General features: G+C 63.9%; 9 protein-coding genes and 2 other annotated features. Of the genes, 3 read left to right on the plus strand and 6 right to left on the minus strand.

From position 1 onward, the window contains the following. Window positions 1-1137: M23 family metallopeptidase (locus ACZO3G_RS13400; RefSeq protein ID WP_486847336.1), on the plus strand; the 1137-nt coding region annotated here is incomplete at its 5' end. A gap of 55 nt (window positions 1138-1192) precedes the next feature. Here the strand turns inward: ACZO3G_RS13400 and ACZO3G_RS13405 are convergent. The 4 genes from ACZO3G_RS13405 to ACZO3G_RS13420 all read right to left on the minus strand — a co-directional run bounded on the left by ACZO3G_RS13405 (window position 1193) and on the right by ACZO3G_RS13420 (window position 7443). Next, window positions 1193-2506 (minus strand): cation:proton antiporter, encoded by a 1314-nt coding sequence (locus tag ACZO3G_RS13405; RefSeq protein ID WP_121587407.1) that lies wholly within the window; start codon window positions 2504-2506, stop codon window positions 1193-1195. A gap of 218 nt (window positions 2507-2724) precedes the next feature. Beyond that, window positions 2725-5244, minus strand: coding sequence for an HD domain-containing phosphohydrolase (locus tag ACZO3G_RS13410; protein ID WP_101549920.1), 2520 nt, complete (start codon window positions 5242-5244; stop codon window positions 2725-2727). After that, window positions 5241-6872: a GH3 domain-containing protein gene (locus tag ACZO3G_RS13415; RefSeq protein WP_353939266.1), complete on the minus strand. Its 1632-nt coding sequence runs from the start codon at window positions 6870-6872 to the stop codon at window positions 5241-5243. Before ACZO3G_RS13415 ends, ACZO3G_RS13410 begins: the two co-directional genes overlap by 4 nt. After that, window positions 6856-7443, minus strand: coding sequence for a hypothetical protein (locus ACZO3G_RS13420; protein ID WP_288233803.1), 588 nt, complete (start codon window positions 7441-7443; stop codon window positions 6856-6858). The genes ACZO3G_RS13415 and ACZO3G_RS13420 overlap by 17 nt, the downstream gene beginning before the upstream one ends. Before the next feature lie 225 nt (window positions 7444-7668). After that, window positions 7669-7916, plus strand: a binding site (T-box leader). Window positions 7917-7987: 71 nt separating this feature from the next. Here ACZO3G_RS13420 and ACZO3G_RS13425 point away from each other — a divergent pair. Further along, on the plus strand, window positions 7988-9370 hold the full coding sequence (locus tag ACZO3G_RS13425; RefSeq protein WP_101549913.1) for a TrpB-like pyridoxal phosphate-dependent enzyme: 1383 nt from the start codon (window positions 7988-7990) through the stop codon (window positions 9368-9370). Between the two features lie 62 nt (window positions 9371-9432). On the opposite strand, the gene ACZO3G_RS13430 is transcribed toward ACZO3G_RS13425, so the two are convergent. Together ACZO3G_RS13430 and ACZO3G_RS13435 are read right to left on the minus strand one after the other, a co-directional pair. After that, the gene (locus ACZO3G_RS13430) at window positions 9433-9879 is read right to left on the minus strand and encodes a MarR family winged helix-turn-helix transcriptional regulator (RefSeq protein ID WP_101549911.1); all 447 of its coding nucleotides are present in this window, start codon (window positions 9877-9879) and stop codon (window positions 9433-9435) included. Then, window positions 9876-11252, minus strand: coding sequence for an MATE family efflux transporter (locus ACZO3G_RS13435; protein ID WP_347295271.1), 1377 nt, complete (start codon window positions 11250-11252; stop codon window positions 9876-9878). Before ACZO3G_RS13435 ends, ACZO3G_RS13430 begins: the two co-directional genes overlap by 4 nt. A gap of 217 nt (window positions 11253-11469) precedes the next feature. Continuing rightward, window positions 11470-11708: a binding site (T-box leader), on the plus strand. Between the two features lie 49 nt (window positions 11709-11757). Between ACZO3G_RS13435 and ACZO3G_RS13440 the strand changes: the two genes are divergently transcribed. Beyond that, on the plus strand, window positions 11758-12160 hold a 403-nt coding region (locus ACZO3G_RS13440), incomplete at its 3' end, for an OB-fold nucleic acid binding domain-containing protein (protein WP_486847337.1).

The following is a 12160-nucleotide window of genomic DNA, read 5'->3' on the forward strand; positions in this document are numbered from 1 at the left end:
TGCGCCGCCCGCCTGCCCTCCCCGGAAGCGCGTCGGGCTCCTTCCACGGCGGAGTCCGCCGTTTCGGCCGCGCCGGAGGCGCCCGAACCCGCCCTGCCGCTCGCCGTCTCCCTCGGGGATCGGGCCGAGCTGGTGGAAGCGGGCGCGGTAGCGCCCGTCTTTCCGGTCTCCGACCCGGCGGAGCTGCCGCTTCTTCCCGGCGGGTACGCCGTCACCGTGACCGACGCAGGGGGCGGGACCGTCTTCGCGGGGGAGTCGGGGGAGCTTGGCGGTTTTCTGCCGGCGCGAAACGGCGGCTATGCCTACGAGGCCGCCGCCGGCGGGACCGTCTACCGCTTCACGGTCGACTGCGCGTTCCCGGTGCAGCTCTCGTTGAACGCCGCCGCGCGGCAGGGGGAGACGGTCGTCCTGCGCGCCCTCTACGCCGACGGCGTGGAGCTTTCCGCCGAAAGCGACCTCGGATTTTCGCCCCGCTTCTTCTCCGCCGGAGACGGAAGCCAGATCGCGCTGCTGCCGGTGCGCTACACCACCCCGGCGGGCGTTTACGGCCTCACCGTCACAGCGGGGGATGAGGTCCTCACCCGCGAGATCGTCGTCGAGCAGCGGGAATTCGAGGTGCAGTACCTCGAGATGGACGCCGCCACGGCGGAGGAGACGGCGCTCTCCGCCGCCGCCAACGCCGAATGGGAGGAGAAGGTCGAGCCGCTCAAGGCGGTCGCGGACCCGGTGCAGTACTGGGAAAACCCCTTCCTCCAGCCGGTCTCCGGCGAGATCACCACCCAGTTCGGCTGCATCCGCTACACCAACGACGACCCGACCCCCTCCCGCCACGGGGGGATCGACATCGCCGCCAAAACGGGCACCGACGTGCTCGCCGCCAACAACGGCCGCGTGCTCTTCGCCGAGCGCATCCAGCTCACCGGCAACACGGTCGTCATCGAGCACGGCTACGGCCTCAAGAGCTTCTACTACCACATGGATTCTCTCTCCGTCTCCGCCGGCGACGCCGTCAAAAAGGGCGACAAGATCGGCGAGGTGGGCACCACCGGCTATTCGACCGGGCCGCACCTGCACTTCGCGCTGGCGGTGAACAACGTTTTCGTGAACCCGTGGACCGCCTTCGATCCCGGCATCTGACGCGCAGCGGCAAAAAAGCCCCCGGCCGGCGGCCGGGGGCTTTTTATTTTGGTTCCTAGTCCTTTTTCTTCTGGTTCTTTTCACGCAGCTTGTCGTTGGCGGCCAGCAGTCCCTGCGACACATAGTCGAGCTGTTCGACCTCGTCGTAGCGGTCGACCAGGTCGCTCTGCTCCATCTCCTCGGGGGCCTCGCCCTTGGCGGGCTTGAAGACCAGCTTGAGCAGAATGGGCGTCAGCATCGCCGCGCAGACCACCATGATGATCACCGGGCCGAAGAAGGCGGGCGGCATGAGCCCCATCGCCATGCCCTTGTTGGCGACGATCAACGCGACCTCGCCGCGGCAGGCCATGCCGAAGCCGACCTGCACGCACTGGCGGTTGGTGAATCCGCAGAGCTTCGCGCCGAGCCCGCAGCCGATCAGCTTGGAGACGACCGCCACAAGCACCATCATCACCGCGAAGAGCACGATCGCCGCGTCCATCTTGGGCAGCACGACCTTGATGCCGATGCTTGCGAAGAAGATCGGGGTCAGCAGCAGGTAGGAGAGCGGGGAAAATTTCGATTCGATGTATTTTGCCTTGGGGGTGGTGGCGATGATCACACCCGCGGAAAAGGCGCCGATGATGTCCGCGACGCCGAAAAATTCCTCGGCGCAAAAGGCCATCACGAGGCAGAGGACAAAGGCCAGCAGGGGGAAACGGTGCAGGTCCTTGTCATGCATGACCTTGGTCATATACCAGCCGAGCAGCCTGCTGACGAGTACGCCGACCACACCCACGAAGACGAAAAAGGCGACGATCTTGACAAAGACGACCACCATGCTGACCTGCGCGCCCGCCAGGCTTGTCACGACGGTCAGCGCGATCAGGCCGAGGATGTCGTCGATGAGGGCGGCTGCTAAGATCGTGTTGCCCACCCTGGTGGAGAGCTTGCCGAGCTCCTTGAGAGTCTCGACCGTGATGCTGACCGAGGTGGCGGTCAGGATGACGCCGATGAAGATGTTCTGGAGCAGGACGCTTCCGGGGTGCGCGAATTCGCCCCGGTTGAAGAAGAAGGCCAGCCCCGCGCCCATCGCGAGCGGGACGAGCACGCCGCACAGCGCGACGACAAATCCCGCCTTCCCGGTCTTTTTCAGTTCCTGGATGTCGGTGCCCATACCGGCGGTAAACATGATGACGATGACGCCCAGTTCGGACACCTGCGCCAGAAAGTCGGTCGCCTGCAGGACGTTGAGCATCGCCGGGCCGAGGATCAGCCCCGCGAGCAGAGCGCCGACGACCTGGGGCATCTGGTAGCGTTTCGTCAGGAGCCCCAGAACCTTCGTGCTCACCAGAATAAGCGCGATGTCCATCAGAAATTTGTATGACATTCGATTCTCCTCTTTCCTTTCCCGTTTTCTCACACTTTTTTCACAGTTATTTATTATAGACCTTTCGGCGTAATTCGCAAGTTCTTTTAATGGTTTTTGTGCAATATTACCTCTACTTTTTCCGTATCCGCCACGCTGAAAGCCGCCGTGCGGCCGGTTTTTGGCGGATACGACAAGGACGCCCGGACCGCATAAACGGTCCGGGCGTCCGGTTTCTCCTATTTTGCGGGGGCGGCCTCCTTCGGGAGGACCTTCCCCGACCGCACCAGCTCCACGAAGACGGGCGCGAGCTTGGGGTCGAACTGGGTGCCCGCCCCGCGTTCGATCTCCGCGATCGCGAACTCCACCGGCATCGCCGGCTTGTAGGAGCGCGCGGTCGTCATCGCGTCGAAGGCGTCCGCGATCGCCAGGCAGCGCGCGGACAGCGGGATGTCCTCCCCCGCGATCCGCCGCGGGTAGCCCTTGCCGTCCCACCGCTCGTGGTGGCCGATTGCGGCCGGGATCACGTAGTCGAGCGAGGGCAGGTGGCGGATCATCGCCACCGAGTTCTCCACATGCTTCTGCATGATGCTGTATTCCTCGGGGGTCAGCCGCCCCGGCTTGGTCAGGATGTGCTCGGGGATGCCGATCTTGCCGATGTCGTGCAGCAGCGCGGCCTCGTAGATGATCTTGACATGGTCGGCGTTCAGCCCGATTGCCCGCGCGAGCGCGGTGGAGTACTCCGCCACGTTCTGTGAGTGGTTGAAGGTGTAGTGGTCCTTGGCGTCGATCGCGGCGGTCAGCGCGAAGATGGTCGGCGCGTATTCCTCGTAGCGCCCGCCCTCGATGAGTGGGGACTCCATCGGCGCCTGGGAGAGGGGCGACTCGAGCGAATAGGCGATGATCTTGTTCTTACCGCTGCGCTTGGCGTTGTAGACCGCCATGTCGGCGTTACTGATGAGCTGCGCGAGGTTGGAGGCCGCGTAGGGGTAGACGCACACGCCGCCGCTGAGGGTGATGACCTTGAGGCTCTCCCCCTCCACGCCGCGGTTCATGTTGGCGATCTGTCCCTTGATGTCGGCCGCGAGGTTGAGCGCCTTCATCGTGTCGAAGAAGGGCAGGATGAGCGCGAACTCCTTCCCCCCGTACCGCGCAGCGGAGCCGTTGCTCCCCAGCGTCGTGGAGATGATCCGCGCCACATGCTGGAGCGCCGCATCCCCCTCGCGGTTGCCGTAGAGCTGGTTGAAGAGCTTGAAGTCGTCGAGGTTGAGGATGACGAGCGCGATCGAGTGGTTCTTGCACCGCTCGAACTCCTCCCCCAGCTTCTCGTAGAAGGACTTCCGGTTGAGCAGGCCGGTCAGCGGATCGATGCGAGACTCGTCGTACGCCTTCTTGTAGAGGTTCGCGTTTTTGATCGCAATCGACGCCACCGACTGCACCGATTCGAGGAAGGCGATGTCGTCGAAGGAGTAACCGCCCTTTTTGGGCTTGGTGGAGAGCAGCAGAATGCCCACGAGGTCGCTGTCGCTCTTGAGCGGCACGATGCACTCAATGTGCATGTTCGCCAGCATCTGCTTCTCCGACTCCCACATCGATTTATAGAGCACGCTGCGCTGAAAGTCCCGGAGCATCAGGCAGCCGTCGTGCTCCTGGAACCACTGGATGCAGGGGTTGGCCGCCTGGAGGGAAAAGGATTTCACGTCGAGCGGGCTGGCCGAATAGGCGGTGCGGTAGGTCTCGCCGCCGCTGTCCTCGAGGCAGACGTAGACCTTCTCGACCGAGACGGTGTCCTTGACCACCTCGACCAGCTCGCGCAGGATCTCGTCGAGGTTGAGGCTCTTTGACGCGCGCAGGCTGAACTCCTTGAGATGCTGCGCGCGCACCTGCGTATCCCGCACGAAGAGGTTGTCCATCACCCGGTAGAGGAGCTTGTAGGAGGCGAGGATGATCCCCGCGAAGAGGATCGCGATGATCAGCGTCTGGTAGCCCCGGACCTGCGGGAAATAGTCGAGAATCATCCGCTCGAGCGGGCCCGCCCAGTAGGCGAAGAGCACCGACACGAGCACCGCGCTGGCCGCGAGCATCGTGCCGCGCGATACGAGCAGCGTCAGCCTGAAGAGCCGCTTGCGGTAGAGGGCGTAGAACATGTAGCCCGCGTTGATGATGCCCGACAGGGTGTCCCACGGGAAGATGTTGCCCGGCACGATCGACAGGACGTTGCCCAGAAAGAGAAAGCAGATGCCCACCACGATCGGGCGGGTCCAGGCGGAGGTGAGCTCCCGCGACTTGAAGAGCATCACCGCCGACGAGAGGATGATGAAGAAAAAGAGCACGCAGGGGATGGCGATTTCCCAGCCGGTATCGTAGCGGAAAACGCCCGTCCCGTTGCCGAGGTCGATGAAGACGGGCCGCTTGAGGAAGACCTCGAAGTGGGTCAGCACGAGGGTGGCGGCGGTCAGGCCCGTCCACAGCCGCTTTAAGAAGAGGCCCTTCGCGTCGACGAAGTTGAAGATGAAATTGTAGAGGAGCAGCGGGATGCAGAAGAGGCTGAGGATCGAGACCTCGTACCACAGCTCAAAGCCGGGGTAGAACTGCAACCGCATGAGCATCGATCCGGCCGTCCAGAGCAGGTAGCAGCCCAGCAGGTTCATGAAGGAGCGGATGAGCCGGTTCTTTTTGGCGGCGGCCAGCGCGAGCAGCAGGATGGTGTAGCAGCAGACGCCCGCGATCGGGACATAGAGGAACGGAATCTGGATCATGGCGTCACGACTCCCCTTTCCAGCGGATAGTCCCGCTCCTGGAAACGCAGCAGCTCGGAAATGCGGAAGCTCGACTCGTTGATCCGGCGGACCTCCTGCCCGGTCGCCCGGCGGAAGGCGTCGAAGGTGCCGGTGCGCAGGATGGTGATCTGCAGCGGCTCGATGCCGAGCATCTTTTTCAGGTCGTTGTAGTCGTTGTCAAAGTACTTGAAGTAGACGCTCAGATGCTCGCGGAGCAGCTGCTTGCTCACCGCCATCACCTCGAGTGACCCGGAGGCGATCTCGAGGTAGAGGTGCAGGTAGGGGCGGTTGTCCGCGCTGTACTCCTTGCGCGCCGCCCAGTCGTGGATGCCCAGCCCCGACAGGCGCACCACGTCGGAGATCGTGTCCTCGGTGATGCGGGTGAAGCCGCCGATGTCGATGACGGTGGGGATCCGGTCCACGAAGGTAAAGCGCGGCAGGCGCGCCCCCTCCTGCTCGCCGCCCGTGCTGAGGCACCGGAAGACGTCCCCCACCCGGTAGCGGACGAATGCGCCCCCCTTGAGCACCGTGATGACCACCTCGTAATTCTGGTTGGCGGTCAGCTCGTCCATCAGGCAGGTCTTGGGCTGGTAGGTCCGGTCGTCAAGATTTTTATACATCTCTCCCTCCGGAATGAACTCATAAAAGCAGTTGTCGGGGAAAAAGACGAGGCCGTTGCGCGCCCACGTCTCGGTCGCCATCAGCGTCGGCTCGGTGCCCGCGTAAATCTCCATCGGACGCACCCCCCACGCCTCCTCGAGCGAGGGCTTGTAGTAGCTTGTGTCGGTGCCCGCGCAGATGAGCGCCTTGAGGCGGAAGATGTCCTTCGGCTGCACGGTGCGGCCGTCCCGCTTCGCGCGGTAGGAGGCCGCGAGGTAGCGGCAGACCATGGCGGGGGAATACTGGAACAGGTTCTTTTTCGATTTCCCGCCCCCCGCGGTGAAGCTCGTGGTGATATAGCTGATGACGCTGCTCAACCCGAAAAAGAGGTCGAGTCCGTTTTGCAGGCCGAGCGCGAAGCCCTTTTTGTTGCGCTCGCCGAACGACATCCTCACTGCCTCGTCCACCGGCGGCAAAAACCGCAGGGGCAGCTCCTCGTCGAGCATCAGCGGGAACAGTCCCGTCACATAGGGCAGCGGCGCCAGCCCGTAGAGGGTCCGGTCGCAGGGCGCGATGGAAAACTGGCCGGGGCGCTTGCTGGTGGCCAGCATGAGCGCCGCCACCATGTTGTGCTTGAAGACGTCGAGCATTCCGCGCGTATAGGGCGCGAGCTTGATCGGGTGTTTGCCGCCCTCCCAGGTGGTCTGGATCCAGACCACCGGCTCGGCAGGCAGCATTTCGCTGCGCTTTTGCAGCAGGACGTCGGCGTAGTCCTCGAAGGTCGTCAGCGGAACCGCGCGGCGGAACTCCTCGACCGTCCGGGGCCTGCCGCCGTCGAGGAGCTTTTTGCCGAGCGCGCTCGCGCTCCACAGCCCGATCTGCTCCTCCATCAGCCTTCTCTGGATCTGCATGTAGCCGCCGATATCCAGGTCCAGGAATCCGCAGTACTCCTGCCAGAGATCGTCGTACTGCTGGTTCCTGAGCTTCTCCTCAAAGTTCACGCCCATGCTCCTCTCCTGCCTTTATCGTTGCCGCGCAGCGCCGCATGCTGGCGCGGTTCGGGATCAAAAAGGGGGTGGTCTTCCGGTATTCGCCGTAATTGCCGAAGGTGCGCGGGAAGATGTAAAGGTCCTGCAGCACGATATATCCTACGTTGAGCAGGCTGAAGAGGACCCACGCCCAAAAGAGCGCGTCCGAGCCCCGCACCAGCCAGCAGCAGAGGTAAAACAGGATGAACCAGAGCACCCCCGGGTGCCGGCAGAGGGCGTAGACCCCGCGGTCGTACGCGCGGCGCTCGGCGGCCTCCTCCAGATAGGTCTGCTGGAAGGGAAGCGCGAAAAAGAGGGAGTAGACGAGCAGGAGGAGGAACAGAGCGCCCAAAAAACCGGCCAACCCGCGCAGCGGCGCGGGGAGCAGGAAACGTGGGCGCGCGGTGATGAGCAGCGCTGCCGTGGAACCCGCCAGCAGCAGGCACCCGGCAAAAAAACAGGGCCGCAGCGCGCGCACTCCCCAGTTGACGCTGTTCAGATCGCCGAGCACGAAAAGCAGGAAACTCAGGCATCCCAGCAGTAGGATCATCAAATCGGTTTTCTCCTGTCACATTGTCACAGTTTGTCCATAAGTTGGTAAATTTAATTATAATATATTTTCCATTTTTCTGCAATATGCGACATTTGAATCTGGTAATATCCAACAAATGTCATGTCAATTTTTGACACCCTGTTGTAAGGTTTCCCTTTAGCGAAAAAATCGTGGTTGACAAATCCTTCCCGCCGCTGTATAATCTCTCTAAATCAAACGAACGGCAAACCGACGACCGAGAAGAGTAGGCGCGTTCGCCATCCCCACAGAGAGCCGCAGGCGGTGCGATTGCGGCGGGAGGGCCCGGGCTGAATGGACTCGCGAGGGCGGGACGAAAGGGATTTCCCGAGTAGTGCCCGACGGGATCTTCACCCGTTATCCAGGAAGCGCATATGTCAGTATGCGGAATGAGCGGGCGTTTCGACGCCAATTTGGGTGGTACCGCAGAAGCCAAGGCTTTTGTCCCAGCAGTCGCTGGGGCAAAAGCCTTTTTTGTTTGCCCGTTTGTTTGCAAATCCAACATCTGAAAGGAGCACCCGCCATGAAATCGAACAACGTGCCGCACAGGATCTATCTCTCCGAGGACCAGATTCCCCGCCAGTGGTACAACCTGCGCGCCGATATGAAGGAACAGCCCGACCCGATGCTCAATCCCGCGACGATGCGGCCGGTCACCGAGGCCGACCTGCGCCCCGTCTTCTGCGACGAGCTGGCGCACCAGGAGCTCGACGCCGTGACCCGCTACGTCGACATTCCCGAAGAGATCCGCGAGTTCTATAAAATGTACCGCCCCTCCCCGCTCATCCGCGCCTACAGTCTGGAGCGCGCGCTGGGCACCCCGGCGAAGATCTACTACAAGTTCGAGGGCAACAACACCTCCGGCAGCCACAAGCTCAACTCCGCCGTGGCGCAGGCCTACTACGCCAAGCGGCAGGGGCTCAGGGGGCTTACCACCGAGACGGGCGCCGGCCAGTGGGGCACCGCGCTCGCCGAGGCGTGCTCCTATTTCGGGCTGCCGCTGACCGTCTACATGGTCAAGGTCTCCTACAACCAGAAGCCCTTCCGCAAGGCGGTCATCCAGACCTTCGGCGCGGACGTGGTCGCCAGCCCGAGCGACACCACCGAGGCCGGGCGCCGCATCCTCGCCGCCGACCCCGAGACGGGCGGAAGCCTCGGCTGCGCCATCTCCGAGGCGGTCGAAAAGGCCGTCTCCACCGAGGGGTACCGCTATGTGCTCGGCTCGGTGCTCAACCAGGTGCTGCTCCACCAGTCGGTCATCGGCCTTGAGAGCAAGACCGCGATGGAGATGATCGGCGAGTATCCCGACGTGATCATCGGCTGCGCGGGCGGCGGCTCCAACCTCGGCGGCCTCATCGCCCCCTTCATGCAGGATAAGCTGACCGGCAGAGCCGACCCCCGCATCGTCGCGGTCGAGCCCGCCTCCTGCCCCTCCCTCACCCGCGGGCGGTACGCCTACGACTTCTGCGACACCGGCAGGATCACCCCGCTCGCCCGCATGTATACCCTCGGCTGCGGCTTCATCCCCTCCGCCAACCACGCGGGCGGGCTGCGCTACCACGGCATGTCCCCCATCCTCTCCAAGCTCTACCACGACGGCTACATGGAGGCCGTGTCGGTCGAGCAGACCAAGGTGTTCGAGGCCGCCGTCTTCTTCGCCAAGCAGGAGACCATCCTCCCCGCCCCCGAGAGCGCGCACGCCATCCGCGCCGCGATCGACGAGGCGCTGCGCTGCAAGGAGACGGGCGAGGAAAAGACCATCCTCTTCGGCCTCACGGGCACCGGCTACTTCGACATGACCGCCTATTCCGCCTTCCACGACGGCGTCATGAGCGACTACATCCCCACCGACGCCGACCTGCAGAAGGGCTTCGACGGGCTTCCCGCCATCCCCGGCGTCCGGTAAGCACCCAAAATAAAAGCGGCGCGCCGTCCGGATGGACGGCGCGCCGCTTTACATTCTGATTCTCATTTGGACGACCGCTGCCGGTCGATCTCATCGGCGAGGTTGCGTCGCATCCGGGCCACGAGGGCGGAGGCCTGCGCGATCTCCTCCCCGCTCAGTCCGCGGTAGAGCACCCCGTGCAGCTCGTCGATGACCGCCTCCACCTGCGGGCGCAGCGCGAGCGCCCGCCCGGTGGGATAGAGGTGGTTGATCCGCCGGTCGTCGGGGTCGGTTTCCCGGCGCAGGAGCCCCGCGTCCTCCAGCGACTTCGCCACGCGGGCGGTTGTTCCCTTGTCAAACCCCCGCCCCACCGACAGCGCGTCCTGCGTCGTGCCGGGCATCTGGTAGACCTGCATCAGCACCGGGAGCTGCCCCACCTCGACCCCCAGCGGAGCGAGCCGGCAGGCGAAGAACCGCTGCCCGTAACGGTAGAGGATGGAGATATCCCGGTTGAGGCGCACCTTTTTCATGCCGCGCCTCCCTCCGCCTCCTCCTGCGCCTTGAGCTCACGGAGGACGGTGAAGCCGATCTGCACCGAGAGCAGGAAGGTGGCCAGATCGGAGAGCGGCTGGCTGAGCTGCACGCCGAGCACCCCGAAGAGCGGCGGCAGGACGAGGATGAGCGGCAGGAAGAAGAGCCCCTGCCGCGCCATGGCGAGGACGGTCGCCTTGGCGGCCTTGCCGATCGTCTGGCAGAGCATGTTGTTGATGATCACCCAGGACATGAGCGGGAAGGCCACGCACTGGAAGCGCAGCGCCCGCGCGCCGATCTCGACGACGAGCGCGTCCTCCCCGCGGAAGACCGCGATGATCCCGGGGGCGAAGATGAACCCGGCCACCGCCAGCACCGCCAGCACGACGACCGACACGCGCACGCAGAACCAGAATCCCTCGCGGACCCGCTTATAGAGCCTGGCCCCGTAATTGAAGCCGCACACCGGCTGGAAGCCCTGTCCGAAGCCGATGAGCGCGGAGGAAGCGAACATGTTGACGCGGGAGACGATCGACATCGCGGCGATCGCCGCGTCGCCATAGGGGCCTGCGGCGAGGTTGAGGCAGATGGTGGCGACGCTCGCCAGCCCCTGCCGCCAGAGGGAGGGCAGGCCGCCCCGCAGGATTTCGCGGTAAAGCTCCCAGCGGGGGGTGAAGTCCCGGAAATGGATGCGGATGTTCCCGCCCCGCGTACAGCCGACCAGCAGGATGCAGAAGCTCACAAACTGGCTGATGACCGTCGCGATCGCCGCCCCGGCGATGCCCATGTGGAAGACGAAAATAAACAGCGGATCCAGCGCGATGTTGAGGATGCCGCCCGCCGCGATGCCGACCATCGCGTAGGAGGCGCTGCCCTGGAAGCGCAGCTGGTTATTGAGGACGAGCGACGCGGTCATGTAGGACGCGCCGAGCAGGATGTACCGCGCGTAATCCCGCGCGTAGGGCAGGATCGTCTCGGTCGCGCCGAGCAGCCGCACGAGCGGGTCGAGGAAGATAAGGCCGAAGAGGGTGATGAGTCCGCCCACGATCAGCGCCGAGAAAAAACCGGTCGCGGACATGCGCGAGGCGTCCCGGAAATCCTGGCCGCCGAGGCTGCGGGCGATGTAGTTGCCCGAGCCCTGCCCGAACATGAACCCGATCGCCTGGATGACCGCCATCAGCGAAAAGACGACGCCCACCGCGCCGGTCGCGCTGGTGCCGATCCGGCCGACGAAAAAGGTGTCCGCCATGTTGTAGACCGAGGTGATCATCATGCTGATGATCGTGGGGACCGCCAGCGTCGTGATGAGCCGCGGAATGGGCGTCTGGGTCATTCTGGCGAATTTGTCCGCCTGATTCTGGTCGCTGTGCACGAAACCGCTTCCTTTCTTTCCCTCCCATTATATCAGGCGGAAAAATAGTTGTCAACGCAACCTTTCTGCCAGAAAAAGGAGGCCCGTCCCCCGAATTCCCCGCGGAAAAATTTCCGAAAAGGGATTGACAACGCGCTCCCATCCTGCTAGAATGGCCGTTATAAAAGCAACGGCGCTTTTACCACACGTTGGGAAGCGCCGTCTTTTTTTATAACTGCCAAAGACGATGACGGGAAGAGTAGCCCCGACGCCGCGTCACAGAGAGCCGGGAAAAGGTGGGAGCCCGGTACAAGGCACGGGAGGAAGAACATCCCCGAGTTTCCGACCGAACGCATTTTGCCGGTAGGCTCGGACGCCGGGCGGCGCGTTACAGCCGCAAACCATAGGTGAAAGAGTGGGGCGCCCCCGGCGCCCTATTTGGGTGGTACCGCGGAAGGAGCGCCTTTCGTCCCAAAATGAGGGACGAAGGGCGCTCCTTTTTCGTCCGATCTTTGGAGGGATCGCTATGAAACGAACCGATTACTGCGGCGCGCTGCGGGAAGCCGACGTGGGCCGCGCCGCCGTCGTCATGGGCTGGGCGCAGAACAAGCGCGACATGGGCGGCGTCATCTTCATCGACCTGCGGGATCGCGAGGGAACGCTCCAGGTGGTGTTCGACGCGCAGAACCTTTCGTGGGAGGACTTTGCCGCGGCGGAGGGCCTGCGGGTCGAATCGGTGGTCGCGGTGCGGGGGGAGCTGCGTCCGCGCAGCGAGGAGACCCGCAACCCCCGGCTCGCCACCGGCGCCTTCGAGCTCTGCGCGCGCGGGATGGAGGTGCTTTCCGAGGCGCGGCCCCTGCCCTTCCCGCTCGAGGACGCGGCGGGCGTGCGGGAGGAGGTGCGGCTGCGCTACCGCTTCCTCGACCTGC

It is taken from the genome of Anaerotruncus sp. (assembly GCF_057433415.1).

Coding starts and splice junctions, on each gene's coding strand:
- ACZO3G_RS13405 (WP_121587407.1), bottom strand. CDS start 2,506: ATGTCATACAAATTTCTGATGGACATCGCGCTTATTCTGGTGAGCACG.
- ACZO3G_RS13410 (WP_101549920.1), bottom strand. CDS start 5,244: ATGATCCAGATTCCGTTCCTCTATGTCCCGATCGCGGGCGTCTGCTGC.
- ACZO3G_RS13415 (WP_353939266.1), bottom strand. CDS start 6,872: ATGGGCGTGAACTTTGAGGAGAAGCTCAGGAACCAGCAGTACGACGAT.
- ACZO3G_RS13420 (WP_288233803.1), bottom strand. CDS start 7,443: ATGATCCTACTGCTGGGATGCCTGAGTTTCCTGCTTTTCGTGCTCGGC.
- ACZO3G_RS13425 (WP_101549913.1), top strand. CDS start 7,988: ATGAAATCGAACAACGTGCCGCACAGGATCTATCTCTCCGAGGACCAG.
- ACZO3G_RS13430 (WP_101549911.1), bottom strand. CDS start 9,879: ATGAAAAAGGTGCGCCTCAACCGGGATATCTCCATCCTCTACCGTTAC.